The sequence below is a fragment of the Klebsiella quasipneumoniae subsp. quasipneumoniae genome, from assembly GCF_020525925.1.
Lineage (GTDB): Bacteria > Pseudomonadota > Gammaproteobacteria > Enterobacterales > Enterobacteriaceae > Klebsiella > Klebsiella quasipneumoniae.
The window spans coordinates 4991460-5010435 of the sequence record NZ_CP084876.1 but is presented as its reverse complement, the minus strand read 5'-3'; the positions used below and the strand labels follow the sequence as shown (position 1 = coordinate 5010435).

18 protein-coding genes are annotated in these 18976 nt (G+C 58.7%); 14 read left to right on the top strand and 4 right to left on the bottom strand.

The annotated features are described in order from the left end of the window. Window positions 1-47: 47 nt before the first annotated feature. The gene (malE, locus tag LGM20_RS23985; protein ID WP_004206285.1) at window positions 48-1238 is read right to left on the bottom strand and encodes a maltose/maltodextrin ABC transporter substrate-binding protein MalE; all 1191 of its coding nucleotides are present in this window, start codon (window positions 1236-1238) and stop codon (window positions 48-50) included. A 370-nt stretch (window positions 1239-1608) separates the two neighbouring features. Between malE and malK the strand changes: the two genes are divergently transcribed. The 5 genes from malK to ubiA all read left to right on the top strand — a co-directional run bounded on the left by malK (window position 1609) and on the right by ubiA (window position 6701). Beyond that, complete coding sequence (gene malK / locus LGM20_RS23980; RefSeq protein WP_002884743.1) at window positions 1609-2718, top strand: maltose/maltodextrin ABC transporter ATP-binding protein MalK; 1110 nt, start codon at window positions 1609-1611, stop codon at window positions 2716-2718. Window positions 2719-2803: 85 nt separating this feature from the next. Then, complete coding sequence (locus LGM20_RS23975) at window positions 2804-4093, top strand: maltoporin (RefSeq protein WP_044525126.1); 1290 nt, start codon at window positions 2804-2806, stop codon at window positions 4091-4093. Window positions 4094-4207: 114 nt separating this feature from the next. Continuing rightward, window positions 4208-5137, top strand: a complete 930-nt coding sequence (gene malM, locus LGM20_RS23970; protein WP_008807310.1) for a maltose operon protein MalM — start codon at window positions 4208-4210, stop codon at window positions 5135-5137. A 187-nt stretch (window positions 5138-5324) separates the two neighbouring features. After that, on the top strand, window positions 5325-5822 hold the full coding sequence (ubiC, locus tag LGM20_RS23965; RefSeq protein ID WP_017900123.1) for a chorismate lyase: 498 nt from the start codon (window positions 5325-5327) through the stop codon (window positions 5820-5822). 12 nt (window positions 5823-5834) lie between these two features. Continuing rightward, window positions 5835-6701: a 4-hydroxybenzoate octaprenyltransferase gene (ubiA, locus tag LGM20_RS23960; protein ID WP_044525127.1), complete on the top strand. Its 867-nt coding sequence runs from the start codon at window positions 5835-5837 to the stop codon at window positions 6699-6701. A gap of 63 nt (window positions 6702-6764) precedes the next feature. Here the strand turns inward: ubiA and plsB are convergent, their stop codons facing one another. Beyond that, window positions 6765-9188 carry a glycerol-3-phosphate 1-O-acyltransferase PlsB gene (gene plsB, locus LGM20_RS23955; RefSeq protein ID WP_017900122.1) on the bottom strand — a complete coding sequence of 808 codons (2424 nt, stop codon included), beginning with the start codon at window positions 9186-9188 and terminating at the stop codon, window positions 6765-6767. Window positions 9189-9316: 128 nt separating this feature from the next. Between plsB and LGM20_RS23950 the strand changes: the two genes are divergently transcribed. The 4 genes from LGM20_RS23950 (at window position 9317) to LGM20_RS23935 (ending at window position 12248) form a co-directional block, all read left to right on the top strand. Next, window positions 9317-9685, top strand: coding sequence for a diacylglycerol kinase (locus LGM20_RS23950; protein ID WP_004206290.1), 369 nt, complete (start codon window positions 9317-9319; stop codon window positions 9683-9685). A 122-nt stretch (window positions 9686-9807) separates the two neighbouring features. Then, window positions 9808-10416, top strand: a complete 609-nt coding sequence (gene lexA, locus LGM20_RS23945; protein ID WP_004206291.1) for a transcriptional repressor LexA — start codon at window positions 9808-9810, stop codon at window positions 10414-10416. A 69-nt stretch (window positions 10417-10485) separates the two neighbouring features. Then, window positions 10486-11802 (top strand): MATE family efflux transporter DinF, encoded by a 1317-nt coding sequence (dinF, locus tag LGM20_RS23940; RefSeq protein ID WP_044525128.1) that lies wholly within the window; start codon window positions 10486-10488, stop codon window positions 11800-11802. Between the two features lie 236 nt (window positions 11803-12038). Then, the gene (locus LGM20_RS23935) at window positions 12039-12248 is read left to right on the top strand and encodes a CsbD family protein (protein ID WP_023291626.1); all 210 of its coding nucleotides are present in this window, start codon (window positions 12039-12041) and stop codon (window positions 12246-12248) included. A gap of 95 nt (window positions 12249-12343) precedes the next feature. Here the strand turns inward: LGM20_RS23935 and zur are convergent, their stop codons facing one another. Continuing rightward, on the bottom strand, window positions 12344-12859 hold the full coding sequence (gene zur / locus LGM20_RS23930) for a zinc uptake transcriptional repressor Zur (RefSeq protein ID WP_023291627.1): 516 nt from the start codon (window positions 12857-12859) through the stop codon (window positions 12344-12346). A gap of 248 nt (window positions 12860-13107) precedes the next feature. Here zur and LGM20_RS23925 point away from each other — a divergent pair, with 248 nt between their 5' ends. The 3 genes from LGM20_RS23925 to pspG all read left to right on the top strand — a co-directional run bounded on the left by LGM20_RS23925 (window position 13108) and on the right by pspG (window position 15077). Then, window positions 13108-13596 carry a cupin domain-containing protein gene (locus tag LGM20_RS23925; protein ID WP_023291628.1) on the top strand — a complete coding sequence of 163 codons (489 nt, stop codon included), beginning with the start codon at window positions 13108-13110 and terminating at the stop codon, window positions 13594-13596. Window positions 13597-13696: 100 nt separating this feature from the next. After that, on the top strand, window positions 13697-14695 hold the full coding sequence (dusA, locus tag LGM20_RS23920; RefSeq protein ID WP_072199093.1) for a tRNA dihydrouridine(20/20a) synthase DusA: 999 nt from the start codon (window positions 13697-13699) through the stop codon (window positions 14693-14695). Between the two features lie 139 nt (window positions 14696-14834). Continuing rightward, window positions 14835-15077: an envelope stress response protein PspG gene (gene pspG, locus LGM20_RS23915; protein ID WP_004206297.1), complete on the top strand. Its 243-nt coding sequence runs from the start codon at window positions 14835-14837 to the stop codon at window positions 15075-15077. Window positions 15078-15258: 181 nt separating this feature from the next. Here pspG and LGM20_RS23910 read toward each other — a convergent pair whose 3' ends face one another. After that, window positions 15259-16242: a quinone oxidoreductase gene (locus LGM20_RS23910; RefSeq protein WP_023291630.1), complete on the bottom strand. Its 984-nt coding sequence runs from the start codon at window positions 16240-16242 to the stop codon at window positions 15259-15261. A gap of 169 nt (window positions 16243-16411) precedes the next feature. On the opposite strand from LGM20_RS23910, the gene dnaB reads away from it, so the two are divergent. Next, a complete protein-coding gene (gene dnaB, locus LGM20_RS23905) occupies window positions 16412-17827 on the top strand; it encodes a replicative DNA helicase (RefSeq protein ID WP_002884942.1) in 1416 nt (471 codons plus the stop codon). 31 nt (window positions 17828-17858) lie between these two features. Continuing rightward, window positions 17859-18938, top strand: coding sequence for an alanine racemase (alr, locus tag LGM20_RS23900; RefSeq protein ID WP_044525129.1), 1080 nt, complete (start codon window positions 17859-17861; stop codon window positions 18936-18938). The last annotated feature ends 38 nt before the right edge of the window (window positions 18939-18976 follow it).

The window sequence follows — 18976 nt, the reverse complement described above, 5'->3', positions numbered from 1 at the left end:
GGCCGGATAAGGCATTCATGCCGCCATCCGGCACGTACGCTACAGCATTACTTAGTGATACGGCTCTGGGCATCCTTCAGCGCAGCATCGACAGTCTGACGACCGCTGGCGGCGTTGATAACCGCGGTACGAACGGCATACCAGAAGGCAGACATCTGCGGGATGTTAGGCATAATTTCGCCTTTCTGGGCGTTCGCCATGGTGGCAGCGATGCGCGGATCTTTTTCCAGTTTTTCCTGGAAGGATTTCAGCGCCACCGCACCCAGCGGTTTGTCGTTGTTAACGGATTCCAGACCCTGATCGGTCATCAGGTAGTTTTCGAGGAACTCTTTCGCCAGCTCTTTGTTCGGGCTGGCGGCGTTGATCCCCGCGCTCAGCACGCCAACGAACGGTTTCGATGGTTTGCCTTTAAAAGTCGGCAGCAGGGTCACGCCGTAGTTAACCTTGCTCTTATCGATGTTAGACCACGCCCACGGACCGTTGATGGTCATCGCGGTTTCACCTTTGTTGAAGGCCGCTTCCGCGATGGAGTAATCGGTATCGGCATTCATGTGCTTGTTCTTGATCAGGTCAACCAGGAAGGTCAGGCCCGCTTTCGCGCCTGCGCTGTCCACGCCGACGTCTTTCACATCGTACTTGCCGTTTTCAAACTTGAACGCGTATCCGCCGTCGGCAGCGATCAGCGGCCAGGTGAAGTACGGTTCCTGCAGGTTGAACATCAGCGCGCTCTTACCTTTCGCTTTCAGTTCTTTATCCAGCGCCGGGATCTCTTCCCAGGTCTTCGGCGGGTTCGGCACCAGGTCTTTGTTGTAAATCAGGGACAGCGCTTCCACCGCGATCGGGTAGGCGATCAGTTTGCCGTTATAGCGAACGGCATCCCAGGTGAACGGATAGAGTTTGTCCTGGAACGCTTTGTCCGGGGTGATTTCCGCCAGCAGGCCGGACTGCGCGTAGCCGCCGAAACGGTCATGCGCCCAGAAGATGATGTCCGGGCCGTCGCCGGTCGCCGCAACCTGCGGGAATTTCTCTTCCAGCTTGTCCGGGTGTTCTACAGAAACTTTAATGCCGGTGTCTTTTTCAAACTTTTTACCCACTTCAGCGAGGCCGTTGTAGCCTTTGTCGCCGTTAATCCAGATAACCAGCTTACCTTCTTCAATTTTCGCGAGGGCAGAGGCGGAAAACATCATCGTGGTCAGTGCCGACAGCGCGAGGATGCGAGCGCCAGTTTTGATTTTCATATACCCGTCCTTTTTGGTGTTGTACTCGTGGATACACTTCGGTGGCTTAACGATGATGAGTTTCCTTTTTTAACAACCCCTTTCCATCCTCCCCAGGTCTACGCCCCACCCGCTGGTTGTGTGATCTCCATTGCAAAAACGGCCGTATTGCGTCCTGGAGCACAGAAAAAAGCGCCCAATTTTGTCGCCTCCATCACGAAATCACCCGCTGCCCGCCATCCCCCGCGGCGAGAGCCAATCTCTCATCCTCCCATCTCCTCCCCCATAAAAAAGCCGGGGGGTGGAGGATTTGCCCGGCTAATGAATGCCGCATAGTCGACCCATCTTGAATGTGACTGTTAGTGACAGGTTGTAACGAAGGGAGAAGGGCATGGCGAGCGTACAGCTGCGAAATGTAACGAAAGCCTGGGGTGACGTGGTGGTATCGAAAGATATCAATCTCGATATCCACGAAGGGGAATTCGTCGTGTTTGTCGGGCCATCGGGCTGCGGCAAATCTACCCTGCTGCGTATGATTGCCGGGTTAGAAACTATTACCAGCGGGGACCTGTTTATCGGTGACACCCGCATGAACGAGATCCCACCGGCAGAACGCGGCGTTGGGATGGTATTCCAGTCTTATGCGCTCTATCCCCACCTTTCCGTTGCGGAAAATATGTCGTTTGGCCTGAAGCTGGCCGGCGCGAAAAAAGATCTGATTAACCAGCGGGTGACCCAGGTGGCGGAAGTGCTGCAGCTGGCCCATCTGCTGGAGCGTAAACCGAAAGCCCTCTCCGGCGGTCAGCGCCAGCGTGTGGCGATTGGCCGTACGCTGGTGGCTGAGCCGAGCGTCTTCCTGCTGGATGAGCCGCTCTCCAACCTCGATGCCGCCCTGCGCGTTCAGATGCGTATCGAAATCTCCCGTCTGCATAAGCGACTGGGCCGCACCATGATCTATGTGACCCACGATCAGGTGGAAGCGATGACCCTCGCGGACAAGATCGTGGTCCTCGACGCCGGCCGTGTGGCGCAGGTCGGGAAACCGCTGGAACTCTATCACTATCCGGCTGACCGCTTCGTCGCCGGCTTTATCGGTTCACCGAAGATGAACTTCCTGCCGGTCAAAGTCACCGCGACGGCTATCGATCAGGTGCAGGTTGAACTGCCAAACCGTCAGCAAATCTGGCTACCGGTGGACAGCGCCAACGTTCAGGCGGGCGCCAACATGTCCTTAGGTATCCGCCCGGAGCATTTACTGCCCAGCGATATCGCCGATGTGACCCTCGAAGGCGAGGTTCAGGTTGTCGAGCAGTTAGGTCACGAAACGCAAATTCATATCCAGATCCCCGCCATCCGTCAAAACCTGGTCTACCGCCAGAACGACGTGGTGTTGGTAGAAGAGGGAGCCACATTCGCTATCGGTTTGCCGCCAGAACGTTGCCATTTATTCCGTGAGGATGGCACCGCTTGTCGTCGGCTGCATAAAGAGCCGGGCGTGTAAGGCTTCCCATTAAAAAAAGGCGCGAACCCGGCTGGCGGTACACCGGCGAAGCGTGCAAAGAAAAGCAATGATCTCAGGAGATAGAATGATGATTACTCTGCGCAAACTTCCACTGGCGGTCGCCGTCGCGGCAGGCGTTATGTCTGCTCAGGCGCTGGCTGTCGATTTCCATGGCTACGCGCGTTCCGGCATTGGCTGGACCGGCAGCGGCGGCGAGCAACAGTGCTTCAAAGCGACCGGCGCTCAAAGTAAATACCGTCTTGGTAACGAATGTGAAACCTATGCGGAACTGAAGCTGGGCCAGGAGTTGTGGAAGGAAGGAGATAAGAGTTTTTATTTCGATACTAACGTTGCCTATTCCGTGAATCAGGAAGATGACTGGGAAAGCACCTCTCCGGCGTTCCGTGAAGCCAACATCCAGGGTAAAAACCTGATCGACTGGCTGCCGGGCTCCACGCTGTGGGCGGGTAAACGCTTCTATCAGCGTCATGACGTTCACATGATCGACTTCTACTACTGGGATATCTCCGGCCCGGGTGCAGGTCTGGAAAACGTTGACCTTGGCTTCGGTAAGCTCTCTCTGGCCGCTACCCGTAACTCAGAAAGCGGCGGCTCTTATACTTTCTCCAGCGATGACACCAAGAAATATGCTGCGAAAACTGCCAACGACGTCTTTGACATCCGTCTGGCGGGCCTGGAAACCAACCCGGGCGGCGTGCTGGAGTTAGGCGTCGATTACGGCCGTGCGAACCCGCAGGATGACTATCGCCTGGAAGACGGCGCGTCGAAAGACGGCTGGATGTGGACCGGTGAACATACTCAGTCCATCTGGGGCGGCTTCAACAAGTTTGTGGTTCAGTACGCCACTGACGCAATGACCTCCTGGAACAGCGGCCACTCTCAGGGAACCAGCATCGATAACAACGGCAGCATGATCCGCGTTCTGGATCACGGCGCGATGGACTTCAACGATGACTGGGGCCTGATGTACGTTGCGATGTACCAGGACGTGGATCTGGACAGCAAAAACGGCTCCACCTGGTACACCGTGGGTGTTCGTCCGATGTACAAATGGACGCCGATCATGAGCACCCAGCTGGAAATCGGTTACGACAACGTGAAATCTCAGCGTACCAGCGAAAACAACAACCAGTACAAAATTACTCTGGCTCAACAGTGGCAGGCAGGCAACAGCGTCTGGTCTCGTCCGGCTATCCGTATCTTCGCAACCTACGCGAAGTGGGATGAAAACTGGGGCTACAGCAACACCTCTGGTCTGCAGACGAGAGACAGCAGCGGAAGCGGCGCTTTCACCTCCAGCCGCGGTGACGACAGCGAAGTTACCTTCGGTGCCCAGATGGAAGTGTGGTGGTAATACCGTCCGCAGGACGGGTGTAACCTGGGAGGGGCATCGGCCCCTCCTGACTATTCAGGGTTAGCGCGCTATTGCCTGGCTACCGCTAAACCGATGCTATCCAAGGTGAGAAGAATGAAAATGAAGAAAACTCTCGTCGCTCTGTGTTTATCCGCAGGGATGTTGGCATGCGTGCCGGGGATGAGCCTTGCCGATGTTAACTTTGTACCGCAGAACACCAGCGCCGCGCCGTCTATTCCAGCCAGCGCGCTGCAGCAACTGATCTGGACGCCTGCCGATCAATCGAAGACGCAGAGCGTAGATTTAACCACCGGCGGTCAACGCCTGGATGTTCCAGGGATCGTCGGACCGGTCGCCGCCTGGAGCGTGCCGGCCAATATCGGTGAGCTGACCCTGACCCTCGACAGCGAACTGAACAAACATAAGCAGATTTTTGCGCCGAACGTGCTGATTCTCGACCAGAACATGACGCCAGCGGCGTTCTTTCCCAGCAACTACTTTACCTATCAGCAGCCGGGCGTGATGACTGCCGATCGCCTGGGCGGTGTGATGCGCCTGACCCCGGCGCTGGGCCAGCAGAAGCTCTATGTGCTGGTGTTTACCACTGAAAAAGATCTCCAGCAGACCACCACCCTGCTGGATCCGGCGAAGGCCTATGCCAAAGGCGCAGGCAATGCGGCGCCGGACATCCCGGATCCGATCGCCAAACATACCACCGATGGCGTGCTGAAGCTGAAAGTGAAAACCAACAGCACCTCCAGCGTGCTGGTGGGGCCGCTGTTCGGCTCCTCCGGCCCGGGCCCGGTCACCGTCGGTAACACCGCGGCGCCGGTAGCCGCGCCAGCCGCCGCAGCCGCTGCGGCGCCGGCCGCCAAAAGCGAACCGATGCTCAGCGATACCGAGACCTACTTCAACAACGGTATTAAGCAGGCGGTGAAACAAGGTGACATCGACAAAGCCCTGAAATTGATGAACGAAGCTGAGCGCCTCGGCTCCAAATCCGCTCGTTCCACCTTTATCAGCAGTGTAAAAGGCAAGGGGTAATCGTCTCCCCACAATGCTGATGTTTAGGCACAGCCTTTAGGTGCATCCTCCGGGATGCACCTTTTTTTGCACGCGCGGCGGTCTGTTGCATGGCTGTTGCGTGAATGATCGTATATTGACGTTTGCCCGCCACCAACCGCCTATTCTGCGATACAATGCTCTCACGTTATGTACCGGAGAATCAGGCATGTCCCATCCTGCGCTTACGCGACTGCGTGCGCTGCGCTATTTTGCCGTTATGCCGCCCCTGGCGCCGCCCCTGAGTGACTGGCTGCTGCTGGAGGACTCAATGACCCAGCGTTTTGAGCAACAAGGAAAGCAGGTCACCGTCACCCTGGTTAACGAAGGGTATATCGGGCGTGAGGCGCTGGCTGACGAAGCGGCGCTGTTGCCCGACGAGCCGCGCTACTGGCTGCGGGAGATTATACTCAATGCCGATGGCGAGCCCTGGCTGGCCGGACGCACGGTGGTGCCGGAGTCGACGCTGTGTGGGCCGGAGCTGGCGCTACAGCAGCTCGGGCAGACCCCGCTGGGCCGATACCTGTTCACGTCGTCGACGTTAACCCGCGATTTTATTGAAATTGGTCGCGATGCAGCGCTGTGGGGGCGTCGTTCCCGTCTGCGGCTGAGTGGCAAACCCCTGCTGCTGACCGAGCTGTTTTTGCCTGCGTCGCCGTTGTACTAAGAGGAAGAAAAAATGGAGTGGAGTCTGTCGCAGAATAAGCTGTTGGCGTTTCATCGCCTGATGCGCACTGACAAACCGATCGGCGCCTTGCTGCTGCTGTGGCCGACGCTGTGGGCGCTGTGGGTGGCCTCGCCGGGCGTCCCGCCGCTGTGGATCCTGGCGGTATTCGTCGCCGGCGTCTGGCTGATGCGCGCCGCCGGCTGCGTGGTGAATGACTATGCCGATCGAAAATTTGATGGTCACGTAAAGCGTACCGCCCGCCGTCCGCTGCCGAGCGGCGACGTCACCGAGAAAGAGGCGCGAACGCTGTTTATCGTTCTGGTGCTGCTCTCCTTCCTGCTGGTGCTCACCCTCAACACCATGACGATTTTGCTGTCGGTGGCGGCGCTGGCGCTGGCGTGGGTCTATCCGTTTATGAAGCGCTACACCCATCTGCCGCAGGTGGTGCTGGGGGCGGCCTTTGGCTGGTCGATCCCAATGGCCTTCTCGGCCGTCAGCGAATCGCTGCCGCTGAGCTGCTGGCTGATGTTCCTCGCCAACATTCTGTGGGCGGTGGCCTACGATACCCAGTATGCGATGGTGGATCGCGATGACGACGTCAAGATCGGCATTAAATCGACGGCGATCCTGTTCGGCGAAAACGATCGTCTGATTATCGGTATCCTGCAGGTGGCCGTGCTGGCGCTGATGGGCGCGGTAGGCTGGCTGAACGGGCTGTGCTGGGAATACTACTGGTCGCTGTTCGTGGCGGCGGGTCTGTTTGGCTGGCAGCAGAAGCTTATCTTCAATCGCGACCGCGATAACTGCTTTAAAGCGTTTATGAACAATAACTACGTCGGGCTGGTGCTGTTCCTCGGCCTGGCGATGAGCTACCTGTAAAATCCCTGTCCCCATCCTTGCCCCCCGGTTTGCCGGGGGGCGAGGAGGACAGCAAACGCCGCGTTACGCGTCGTCCTGCGTGACGCTTTCGATAGTCAGACGTACATCCGACGTAATCAAATCCGCCAGCATCCGATAGACCTTCAGGGTCTCTTCCGGCTCGGCATCGCCCGTATCGCTGATATAGCCTTCATCGCGCAGGGTCAACACCAGGGTACTGAACACCGCTTTATCGAAGAACTCCGGCGCGTTGATGCCATGCAGCACCGACAGGCGCTGAGCCACGGTACGGCTCTCTTTCTCCAGCGAGCTGCGGTTGATCGACGGGTTAGCGCTCAGCAGCCAGAAGGTAATGGCGTAGCGCTGCAGCGTCTCGCGGGCGCCTGCGGCCAACAGCTGCAGAGAGCGAGAGTGCGACGGGTTGAGGCTCATCACATCGCCATCGATGACGATCAGCTCCTGACGCAGCATCTCGGCAATCAGCGCATCCATCACTCCGGCCAGCTCCGCTTTCTCCCAGCGCAGGAACAGCTCGGCTTTGAGGAACGGATAGAGCGTTTCCACATGGCGCAGCACTTCGGCGCGGCTGAGATGACGATGCTGAGTCACCAGGGCGGCTAACAGCGAGGGCATCACCAGCATATGGGCGATGTTGTTGCGATAGTAGGTCATCAGCACCGCCTGCTCGCGCGGCAGAATGATGATGTCGCCAATGGTGTCTTTCTCGACTTCGAACTTGTTCATCTGCAGCGCGTGGTCGATAAGCTCGCTGGCCGAAGCGGACGGCGCGGTGGCATCCGGCGAATAGGGCACATTGCGCAGCAGCGCGAGGTAACACTCCAGCTGCTGGGTGAGCTGCTCACGGGTCAGCGAACGCTGGCGGGAGGCCAGCAGCGCCGTACAGCAGAGGTTCATGGCGTTGGCCGCGCCGGCGTTGTTGATGCGTACCATCAGGTCAGCGGCGATGTTATTCACCGTCGGCGTCAGCCAGGAAGGGCGGACCGCTTCGATCGGGTCAATCGCTTCCCGCCACTCCGGCACATGGTGGTTCAGATAGGTCATCAGCGGCAGCGGTTCGCCGAAGTTAACGTAGCCCTGGCCAAGATTGCGCAGCTTGCTTAAGCCGCGCACCATCTGCGGCAGACTCTCTTTCTCTTTGGTGGCGCCGCGCAGCTCTTTGGCATAGGTCCCTACCTCCATCACGTGCTCGTAGCCGATGTAAATCGGCACCAGGGTGATCGGCCGGGTGCCGCCGCGCAGCATCGCCTGGATGGTCATCGACAGCGTACCGGTCTTCGGATCGAGCAGACGGCCGGTACGGGAGCGGCCGCCTTCGACGAAATACTCTACGGAATAGCCGCGGCTGAACAGTTCGCCAAGGTACTCGCGGAACACCGTGGAGTAGAGCTTATTGCCCTTAAAGGTGCGGCGAATAAAGAACGCGCCGAGGCGGCGGAAGATTGGCCCGGCTGGCCAGAAGTTAAGGTTGATACCCGCCGCGATATGCGGTGGCACCAGCCCCTGGTGGTACAGGACGTAAGAGAGCAGCAGATAGTCCATGTGGCTGCGGTGGCAGGGGACATAGACAATCTCATGGCCATCGTGCGCCAGCTGGCGTACGCGCTCGGCGTTATGCACGTTGATGCCCTGGTACAGGCGGTTCCAGGTGAAGCCGAGAATGCGGTCGGTCAGGCGGATCATCTCGTAAGAGAAGTTCGCGGCAATCTCTTCCATCAGCGCAATCGCGTTCTGCTGGGCCTTCTCGTGGGAAATTTTCTTGCTGCGCGCTTCGTCTTCCACCGCCCGGGCAATGGCCTTCGACGCCAGCAGCTTGTTAAACAGATCCTGGCGGGCCGGCAGACGCGGGCCGACGGCGGCCAGGCGCTGGCGGGCAAAATGCATCCGCGCGACGCGTGCCAGTTTCTGGGCGATGATCTTATCGGTACCGTGCTCATCCGCCATGCGGCGCAGCGATACGGAAGGCGAGAAGCGCACGAAGCTGTCGCGGCCGAGCCAGGAGACGGCGAAAAATTTCTGAATGCCGTTAAGCATCCGCAGCGGCGGATTAACTTCCCCTTTCTCACGACCCGGCGAGCGGCCGAACATCACCGACACCGGCACCATTTGCACATCGAGATCCGGATGGTTGCGGTGCAGATCGAGGTAGTCGTGGAACAGCTTGATGGACTCTTCTTTTGGCGTGTAGTAGGTGAATACGCGCGGCCCGCCGTGGATGAATACGTAGCGCGGCAGCAGGGCGCCGTCGATTTCCAGCGGTTCAAGCGGGTCAGGTAAATCATGCGCCAGACATTGGGCGCGCAGCGTCAGCAGGTCCGCCTTGGAGTTATAGGGCAGGACGTACATGACCGGACGCGAGGTATCGAGTCCTAATTCCTGAGCAGGCTCTGCCGGAATAGACTTGCTTTTTACCAGCACCCGTAATGGTAAATTCAGTAATTTATAGTAAATTCGTTGCCAGCCGGACATAAACGATGTGAAGCCTCTGGTTAATCATGCAAATGCGCGGCAAGAATAACAGAAAGCGGGCAAAATTTCCGTTACCGCGCGGCAAACGCGTACACTCATCGACGTCATTTACATAAAAAGGTTTTGTGATGGCCAATAATACCACCGGGTTAACCCGAATCATTAAGGCGGCAGGTTACTCCTGGAAAGGATTTCGCGCGGCGTGGATCAACGAGGCCGCGTTTCGTCAGGAAGGTGTCGCCGCCATCGTGGCCGTCGCGATAGCCTGCTGGCTGGACGTCGACGCCATCACCCGCGTATTGCTGATTGGCTCGGTCCTGCTAGTGATGATAGTCGAAATTCTCAACAGCGCGATTGAGGCGGTCGTGGACCGTATTGGCTCGGATTATCATGAGCTTTCAGGGCGCGCCAAAGACATGGGGTCGGCGGCGGTCCTGCTGGCGATAATCATCGCGCTGATCACCTGGGGAACGCTGCTGTGGAGCCATTATCACTAACGTTCTTCGCTAACCCTCGCAAAATATAAACAATCTGCCGATTTTTGTGTGCCATGTGGTTCCAAAATCACCGTTAGCTGTATATACTCACAGCATAACTGTATATACACCCAGGGGGCGGAATGAAAGCGTTAACGACCAGGCAGCAAGAGGTGTTTGATCTCATTCGGGATCATATCAGCCAGACGGGCATGCCGCCGACGCGTGCGGAGATTGCTCAGCGCTTGGGGTTCCGTTCCCCAAACGCGGCGGAAGAACACCTGAAAGCGCTGGCGCGTAAAGGCGCAATCGAGATCGTCTCCGGCGCCTCGCGCGGTATCCGCCTGCTGACGGAAGAAGAGCACGGCCTGCCGCTGATCGGCCGCGTCGCCGCCGGTGAGCCGCTGCTGGCGCAGCAGCATATTGAAGGCCACTATCAGGTCGACCCGTCGATGTTCAAGCCCAACGCCGATTTTCTGCTGCGCGTCAGCGGGATGTCGATGAAAGACATCGGTATTCTGGATGGCGATCTGCTGGCGGTCCACAAAACCCAGGATGTGCGTAACGGCCAGGTGGTGGTAGCGCGCATTGACGATGAAGTGACGGTGAAGCGCCTGAAAAAGCAGGGCAACGTCGTCGAACTGTTGCCGGAAAACAGCGAATTTACCCCTATCGTTGTCGATCTGCGTCAGCAGAGTTTTACCATTGAGGGTCTGGCCGTTGGCGTGATCCGTAATGGAGAATGGCTGTAACGCCTGCCCCCGCGCAGCGTCATCTGATGCATGACGCTGCGACGTTTGTCCTCAATCAGGTCTCCGAACATGCTGCTCAACGCTGCCGATAAAGCGCTGTGGCGCCTTGCACTCCCCATGATTTTCTCCAATATCACCGTCCCGCTGCTGGGGCTGGTGGATACCGCGGTGATCGGCCACCTTGACAGCCCGGTATACCTTGGCGGCGTCGCGGTCGGAGCGACGGCCACCAGTTTCCTGTTTATGCTGCTGCTGTTTCTTCGCATGAGCACCACCGGGTTGACCGCTCAGGCCTGGGGGGCCAAAGATCCGCTGCGACTGGCGCGGGCGCTGGTGCAGCCGCTGGCTCTGGCGCTGGGCGCCGGGGTGTTGATTATCCTGTTTCGCCTGCCGTTGATTAACCTCGCCCTGCATATCGTCGGCGGCAGCGAGGCGGTTCTCGAGCAGGCGAGACGGTTTCTCGATATCCGCTGGCTCAGCGCTCCCGCGTCGCTGGCCAACCTTGTGCTGCTCGGCTGGCTGCTGGGGGTCCAGTATGCCCGGGCGCCGGTGATTTTGCTGGTGGTCGGTAATCTGTTGAATATTGTGCTCGACCTGTGGCTGGTGATGGGCCTGCGGATGAACGTCCAGGGGGCGGCGCTGGCCACGGTCACCGCGGAGTACGCCACTCTCATTATCGGCCTGATGATGGCGAAGCGGGTGCTAACGCTGCGCGGCGTGTCGCTGGCGATGCTGAAAAACGCCTGGCGCGGGGACATGCGCCGTCTGCTGGCGTTGAATCGCGACATCATGCTGCGCTCCCTGCTGCTGCAGCTGTGCTTTGGCGCGCTGACCGTCTACGGCGCCCGTCTGGGCAGCGATATCGTGGCGGTCAACGCCGTACTAATGACCATGCTGACCTTTACCGCCTACGCGCTGGATGGCTTTGCCTATGCCGTGGAGGCCCACTCCGGCCAGGCCTACGGCGCGCGCGACGGCAGCCAGCTGCTGGAGGTGTGGCGGGCGGCCTGCCGGCAGTCCGGTATGGTGGCGCTGGCGTTTGCCCTGGTTTACAGCCTGGCGGGGGAGTACATCATCGCGCTGTTAACCTCACTGCCTTCCCTGCAGCAGCTGGCCGATCGCTATCTGATCTGGCAGACCATCCTGCCGGTGGTCGGGGTCTGGTGCTATCTGCTGGACGGCATGTTTATCGGCGCGACGCGCGGCGCGGAGATGCGGAACAGTATGGCGGTCGCCGCGGCCGGCTTCGCCGTGACGCTGCTTACGGTCCCGGCGCTCGGCAATCACGGCCTGTGGCTGGCGCTGGCGGTGTTTCTCGCGCTGCGAGGCCTGTCGCTGGCGCTGATCTGGCGCCGCCACTGGCGACGCGGCACCTGGTTTAGTTAGCCCTTTCTCTAGCTCGCCATTATCGGTGAACGTCCTCCGGTCGCGCCAGGTTTGCCGGAGCGACTCAGTAGCCCGGCGAGCGTAGCGCGTGCCGGGAAAACCACCTTCAGCGTTTCCAATGAGGGCTATGGTTAAAAATTCCGAATAACGAATCGGCGCCAGCATTCTCATCTATAGTTAATACCATGTCCGGCACAAAACGGGCTGTAAACCCACCGAATGATGAGGACGTTATCATGAATAAAGACGAAATCGGCGGTAACTGGAAACAGTTGAAAGGTAAAGCCAAGGAACAGTGGGGCAAACTTACCGATGACGATATGACCGTAATCGAAGGGAAGCGCGACCAGCTGGTCGGCAAAATTCAGGAGCGTTACGGCTATGAGAAAGATCAGGCTGAGAAAGAAGTCTCAGACTGGGAGCATAAGAACGACTATCGCTGGTAGCGTTCCGTGATCCGAAGAATGAAGCATTTGTGTTAGTGCCTGTCTAAATGGCGCAGGGACGCGCCGTTAACCCTTTTTCCCGCTGCGGCTGCCGCTCAGCGGGCTTTCTTTTTGAGCTGAATCGTATGATCGTGCTGGCAGTGTCCCGGCGTGCTGCAGGCTTCCACTTCCACGCAGCTCGCGCAAAGGCCATGAGCTTCAATCACGTTGTGGCGCAGGGCGAAGCCCATTCTGGCCGCCAGCGTATGCATGATATCTTCCACCCCTTCAGCCGCCTCTTCCTTCACCACGCCGCAGCGGTCGCAGATAAACATGGCCGAGCTGTGGGTTGGCTGGTCAAAGAGATGACACAGCACATAGCTGTTGGTCGATTCCACCTTGTGGACAAAACCCTGCTCGAGTAAAAACTCCAGCGCGCGGTAGACCGTCGGCGGCTTTGCCTGCGGCTCTTTCTCACGCAGCAGATCCAGCAGGTCGTAGGCGCTGATTGCCCCTTGCTGCAGGCTCATCAGGCGCAACACTTCCAGACGCTGTGGGGTCAGGCGTACGCCGCGTTGCGCACACAGCTTTTCAGCATGCGCTAACATCTCTTGCGAAGGGGACTTATCCATGAGCATCCTCAGGTTGCGTGAAATTGAATCTGTTACTTTATCACGTTCCGCGGAAAACGCCGAGACCCGACGGGTGATGCGGGTCATACTTCAGATTGTCGGCGCCAGTCCACTCCCTGGTGCTGGCCGCTGACGCTCGTGGAGGCTGCGCCTTCGCCGGTCGCTAAAACCGTCATGCCCGATTTAATCGCAACACGCCTGACCCAGGGTATGCTATATCTGAAGTGTCTCATTTTCGGGAGAAAACGATGAAACGACCTGATTGCATTCGCCACTGGCGCGAACTGGAAGGGCCCGACGATGCCACTTATCCCGACAGCCCGGAGCGTTTTTCCATTGGCGCGCCGCTGGGGCGCGGTTTGCGCCTCAACCGGCTGGGGATCCACCACGAGAGACTGCCGCCCGGGCGGCGCACCTCTTACCCGCACGCGGAGAGCGATGAGGAAGAGTTCATCTATGTGCTGGAGGGCTATCCGGAAGTGTGGATAAACGGCTATCTCTGGAAGCTGGAGCCGGGCGATAGCGTGGGTTTCCCCGCCGGCACCGGCGTTTGCCACACCTTTCTCAATAACACCGAGCAGGAGGTTCGTCTGTTGGTGGTGGGTGAGGCCAACAAAAAGTACAACCGAATTTACTACCCGCTCAATCCCGGCTATGCCGCTACGCGCCAGGATCGCTGGGTTGATCATCCGCCGCAGTTCTTTGGCCCACATGACGGCAAACCGCGGATAAAGTAATCGACACCGGGAAGGGGCGAAGCGCGGCGCACTACGCGCCTGTGGTTTATCTTTATGCTATAGTAGCGCCCCTTTTTACCCGGATGCTTATTTATTCGCCATGATGCCTGAATCAACGTCACCTGTTTTTCCTGCTCACCGCTTCTCCATCGCGCCGATGCTCGACTGGACTGACCGGCATTGCCGCTACTTCCTGCGGCTGCTGTCGCGGCATACGCTGCTGTATACCGAAATGGTGACCACCGGGGCGATTATTCACGGCAAAGGGGACTATCTGGCCTATAGCGAAGAAGAACACCCGGTTGCTCTGCAGCTCGGCGGCAGCGATCCGCAGGCCCTGGCGCAGTGCGCGAAGCTGGCCGAGGCGCGCGGCTATGATGAGATCAATCTCAACGTCGGCTGCCCCTCCGATCGGGTGCAGAACGGGATGTTTGGCGCCTGTCTGATGGGGAACGCCCAGCTGGTGGCCGACTGTATCAAAGCGATGCGCGATGTGGTGTCGATCCCGGTCACGGTGAAGACCCGTATCGGCATCGACGACCAGGATAGCTATGAATTCCTTTGCGATTTCATTGAGACGGTCTCCGGCAAGGGCGAATGTGAGATGTTTATTATTCACGCGCGCAAAGCCTGGCTCTCCGGTCTGAGCCCGAAAGAGAACCGCGAGATCCCGCCGCTGGATTACCCCCGCGTCTGGCAGCTGAAGCGCGACTTCCCCCATCTGACGATGGCGATTAACGGCGGCATCAAATCGCTGGATGAAGTCAGAGCACAGCTTGAGCATATGGATGGGGTGATGGTCGGGCGTGAGGCCTATCAGAATCCGGGCATTCTGGCTTCGGTCGACAGGGAGATTTTCGGCGTCGCCGGTGCGGATGCCGATCCCGTGGCCGTCGTGCGGGCCATGTACCCGTATATTGAGCGCGAGCTCAGCAAGGGTACTTATCTGGGCCATATCACCCGTCATATGCTGGGACTGTTTCAAGGTATCCCGGGCGCCCGGCAGTGGCGTCGCTACCTGAGCGAGAATGCGCATAAAGCCGGCGCCGATATTGCGGTGCTGGAGCAGGCCCTGAAGCTGGTGGCCGATAAGCGTTAGTTTCTCACCAAAACCTGGTGAAATTGACCACGCCCGCACACTATTGCGGGGCGTTTTCTTTTAAATTCAGTTGGTTATTGTTGGCATGTTTTTTGTAATACCTGCAGAGCGACATATTAATGACTGTGGGGAGAGAGCCATGCTGGAACTGTTATTTGTCATCGGATTTTTTGTCATGCTGCTGGTCACCGGCGTATCGCTGTTGGGGATTATCGCCGCCATCGTGGTGGCTACGGCGCTGATGTTCGTCGGCGGTTTGTTTGCTTTAATGATCAAATTGCTGCCGTGGCTGCTGTTGGCGGTGGTGGTGGTGTGGGTTATTCGGGCACTGAAAACCCCGGACGGAAACGCTTTTCGCGACAATAACCGTTGGCGTTACTAAGGTATTGAGGGGTATGTCACAACCTGAACAATTTTGCACAGAACCGCGTAGGCATTACTGCGCAAATCTGTCACTATTAGCGCGTTAACGAATTCATCGCGCTGTACCCTACATACAGCCGAACTAAAAAAAAGTAAGGGCTTCCCAGGTGGAAGCCCTAAACTTTTGTCCCTTTGTCCGCTTACGGCAGCAGCAGACTCGACCCCTGTGTCACCCTGCTCTCCAGAACTTCATGCGCCCGTCGCGCTTCGGTGAGCGGATAGGTCTGACTCTCGGGCACGTCCACTTTAATCACGCCGCTGGCGATCAGCGAAAACAGTTCACTGCAGGCTTCCGCCAGCTCTTCCCGGTTGGTGATATAGCCCTGCAGCGATGGGCGGGTGACGTACAGAGAACCTTTCTGGTTCAGGATCCCCAGATTAACGCCGGTTACCGGGCCGGAGGAGTTGCCAAAGCTGACCATCAGGCCGCGGCGTTGCAGACAGTCCAGAGAGGCTTCCCAGGTATCTTTCCCTACCGAGTCATAGACCACGGCGACTTTCTTACCGTCGGTGAGCGCTTTGAGCCGCTCAGCGATAGGTTCTTCGCGATAGTTAATCACCTGCCAGGCGCCCGCCGCTTTGGCGCGCTGCGCCTTCTGCGCGCTGCCGACGGTGCCGATAAGTTTCGCCCCCAGCGCTTTCGCCCACTGACAGGCTATCAGCCCCACGCCGCCGGCGGCCGCGTGAAACAGGAACATCTCATCAGGCTTAATTTCATAGGTTTTGCGCAGCAGATACCAGACCGTTAATCCCTTGAGGAACGACGCGGCGGCCTGTTCGAAAGAGATGGCGTCCGGGAGGACCGCCGCTTTGTCGGCCAGCACATTGTGCACCGTGCTGTAGGCGCCGAGCGCCGACTGGGCGTACACCACCCGATCGCCTACCTTAATGTGCGATACCCCGTGGCCAACTTTACTGACGACGCCGGCCGCTTCGGTGCCGAGGCCGCTCGGCAGCGAGGGCGGCGGATAGAGGCCGCCACGAACATAGGTGTCGATATAATTGATACCGATGGCTTTGTTTTCGACCTGAATTTCATGCTCAGCGGGATCGCGGGGCGTGAATTCAACCGCCTGAAGCACCTCCGGCCCCCCGTGTTTTGAAAATTCGATGCGTGTTGCCATGTTCGCTCCTGTGTTGTTCTGAGATTATCCAGTAAGCTTAACAGCCTGCGGCGGCGGCGACGGATTTTCTTACCCGCCTCAGGCCAGTCACGCTGAATGGGTTCTTTAGCGGCAATGGCTTTCTCGCTATACTGTCACGCTCTTTTCCGTATCGGTGAAACGTTAGGCTATGGCAGGAAATAAACCCTTCAACAAACCACAGACAGAAACCCGCGAACGCGATCCGCAGCTCGCCGGGCTGAAAGTCCCGCCGCACTCGATTGAAGCGGAGCAGTCGGTGTTGGGCGGTTTAATGCTGGATAACGAGCGCTGGGACGACGTCGCCGAACGCGTCGTTGCCGACGACTTTTATACCCGTCCGCATCGTCATATCTTTACCGAGATGGCGCGCCTGCAGGAGTCGGGCAGCCCGATTGACCTGATCACCCTTGCGGAGTCGCTGGAGCGTCAGGGACAGCTGGACAGCGTGGGCGGCTTCGCCTATCTGGCTGAACTGTCCAAAAATACCCCCAGCGCGGCAAACATCAGCGCCTATGCCGACATCGTGCGCGAACGCGCGGTCGTGCGCGAGATGATCTCGGTGGCCAATGAAATCGCCGAGGCCGGCTTCGACCCGCAGGGGCGAACCAGCGAAGATCTGCTCGACCTCGCCGAGTCCCGCGTCTTTAAAATCGCTGAAAGCCGGGCCAATAAAGACGAAGGGCCGAAAAACATCGCCGATGTCCTCGACGCCACCGTCGCCCGTATCGAACAGCTGTTCCAGCAGCCCCACGACGGCGTTACCGGGGTCAACACCGGCTACGACGACCTCAACAAAAAGACCGCCGGCCTGCAGCCGTCGGATCTGATTATCGTCGCCGCCCGTCCGTCGATGGGTAAAACGACCTTCGCCATGAACCTCGTGGAAAACGCAGCGATGCTGCAGGACAAGCCGGTACTCATCTTCAGTCTTGAGATGCCCTCGGAACAGATCATGATGCGTTCTCTGGCCTCGCTGTCGCGCGTCGATCAGACCCGCATTCGTACCGGTCAGCTGGACGATGAGGACTGGGCGCGGATCTCCGGCACCATGGGCATTCTGCTGGAAAAACGTAACATCTATATCGATGACTCCTCCGGCCTGACGCCGACGGAAGTGCGTTCCCGCGCGCGGCGTATCGCTCGCGAGCACGGCGGCATCGGGCTGATTATGATCGACTACCTGCAGCTGATGCGCGTGCCGTCGCTCTCCGACAACCGTACCCTCGAGATCGCCGAAATCTCCCGCTCGCTGAAGGCGCTGGCCAAAGAGCTGCAGGTGCCGGTGGTGGCGCTGTCGCAGCTGAACCGCTCGCTGGAGCAACGTGCCGATAAACGCCCGGTCAACTCCGACCTGCGTGAGTCCGGCTCTATCGAACAGGATGCCGACTTAATCATGTTCATTTACCGTGATGAGGTCTATCACGAGAACAGCGATCTGAAGGGCATCGCGGAAATTATCATTGGTAAACAACGTAACGGCCCGATCGGCACCGTGCGACTGACCTTCAACGGCCAGTGGTCGCGTTTCGATAATTATGCTGGCCCTCAGTATGATGATGAGTAATCCTTCCTCCTTCTTTAATTAAGGAATTCAAATGCAAGCGGCAACTGTAGTTATCAACCGCCGCGCTCTGCGACACAACCTGCAACGTCTGCGTGAACTGGCGCCTGCCAGCAAACTGGTTGCGGTGGTGAAAGCGAACGCCTACGGACACGGTCTTGTTGAGACCGCGCGAACGCTGACCGACGCCGACGCTTTTGGCGTCGCCCGCCTGGAAGAGGCGCTGCGCCTGCGAGCGGGGGGGATCGCCCAGCCGATCCTCCTGCTGGAAGGCTTTTTTGCGGCGGAAGACCTGGCGGTGATCGCCGCTCAGCGTCTGCATACGGCGGTGCATAGCCCCGAACAGCTGGCGGCGCTGGAGCAAGCCGACCTCCCCGAGCCGGTGACCGTGTGGATGAAACTGGATACCGGTATGCATCGCTTAGGGGTGCGCCCGGAGGAAGCTGAGGCGTTTTATCAGCGTCTGAGCCAGTGCAAAAACGTCCGCCAGCCGGTCAACGTGGTGAGCCACTTCGCCCGCGCCGATGAGCCGACCTGCGGCGCCACCGAACGGCAGCTGGATATCTTCACCACCTTTACCGAAGGCAAGCCGGGATGGCGCTCTATTGCCGCCTCGGGTGGCATCCTGCTGTGGCCGCAGTCGCATTATGACTGGGTGCGTCCGGGCATTATCCTGTATGGCGTGTCGCCGCTGGACGATCGCTCCACCGGGAAAGATTTTGACTGTCAGCCGGTGATGACCCTGACGTCCAGCCTGATTGCCGTGCGCGAGCATAAAGCAGGGGAGCCCGTCGGCTACGGCGGCACCTGGATCAGCGAACGCGACACTCGGCTCGGCGTGGTCGCGATGGGCTATGGCGACGGTTATCCGCGCGCCGCGCCGTCGGGCACCCCAGTGCTGGTCAATGGCCGCGAAGTGCCGATTGTCGGCCGGGTGGCGATGGATATGATCTGTGTTGACCTCGGCCCGCAGGCCGAGGATAAAGCCGGCGACGCGGTGGTGCTGTGGGGAGAGGGACTCCCGGTAGAGCGTATCGCCGAGATAACGAAAGTGAGCGCTTACGAACTTATTACGCGACTGACCTCCCGCGTCGCCATGAAATACCTCGACTAAGCCTCGTTCGTACCGGATAGCTCAGACGCTGGTCCGGT

Excerpts from the sequence above, each read along its gene's own strand:
- malE (WP_004206285.1), bottom strand. The coding sequence starts at position 1,238 with ATGAAAATCAAAACTGGCGCTCGCATCCTCGCGCTGTCGGCACTGACC.
- malK (WP_002884743.1), top strand. The coding sequence starts at position 1,609 with ATGGCGAGCGTACAGCTGCGAAATGTAACGAAAGCCTGGGGTGACGTG.
- LGM20_RS23975 (WP_044525126.1), top strand. The coding sequence starts at position 2,804 with ATGATGATTACTCTGCGCAAACTTCCACTGGCGGTCGCCGTCGCGGCA.
- malM (WP_008807310.1), top strand. The coding sequence starts at position 4,208 with ATGAAAATGAAGAAAACTCTCGTCGCTCTGTGTTTATCCGCAGGGATG.
- ubiC (WP_017900123.1), top strand. The coding sequence starts at position 5,325 with ATGTCCCATCCTGCGCTTACGCGACTGCGTGCGCTGCGCTATTTTGCC.
- ubiA (WP_044525127.1), top strand. The coding sequence starts at position 5,835 with ATGGAGTGGAGTCTGTCGCAGAATAAGCTGTTGGCGTTTCATCGCCTG.
- plsB (WP_017900122.1), bottom strand. The coding sequence starts at position 9,188 with ATGTCCGGCTGGCAACGAATTTACTATAAATTACTGAATTTACCATTA.
- LGM20_RS23950 (WP_004206290.1), top strand. The coding sequence starts at position 9,317 with ATGGCCAATAATACCACCGGGTTAACCCGAATCATTAAGGCGGCAGGT.
- lexA (WP_004206291.1), top strand. The coding sequence starts at position 9,808 with ATGAAAGCGTTAACGACCAGGCAGCAAGAGGTGTTTGATCTCATTCGG.
- dinF (WP_044525128.1), top strand. The coding sequence starts at position 10,486 with ATGCTGCTCAACGCTGCCGATAAAGCGCTGTGGCGCCTTGCACTCCCC.
- LGM20_RS23935 (WP_023291626.1), top strand. The coding sequence starts at position 12,039 with ATGAATAAAGACGAAATCGGCGGTAACTGGAAACAGTTGAAAGGTAAA.
- zur (WP_023291627.1), bottom strand. The coding sequence starts at position 12,859 with ATGGATAAGTCCCCTTCGCAAGAGATGTTAGCGCATGCTGAAAAGCTG.
- LGM20_RS23925 (WP_023291628.1), top strand. The coding sequence starts at position 13,108 with ATGAAACGACCTGATTGCATTCGCCACTGGCGCGAACTGGAAGGGCCC.
- dusA (WP_072199093.1), top strand. The coding sequence starts at position 13,697 with ATGATGCCTGAATCAACGTCACCTGTTTTTCCTGCTCACCGCTTCTCC.
- pspG (WP_004206297.1), top strand. The coding sequence starts at position 14,835 with ATGCTGGAACTGTTATTTGTCATCGGATTTTTTGTCATGCTGCTGGTC.
- LGM20_RS23910 (WP_023291630.1), bottom strand. The coding sequence starts at position 16,242 with ATGGCAACACGCATCGAATTTTCAAAACACGGGGGGCCGGAGGTGCTT.
- dnaB (WP_002884942.1), top strand. The coding sequence starts at position 16,412 with ATGGCAGGAAATAAACCCTTCAACAAACCACAGACAGAAACCCGCGAA.
- alr (WP_044525129.1), top strand. The coding sequence starts at position 17,859 with ATGCAAGCGGCAACTGTAGTTATCAACCGCCGCGCTCTGCGACACAAC.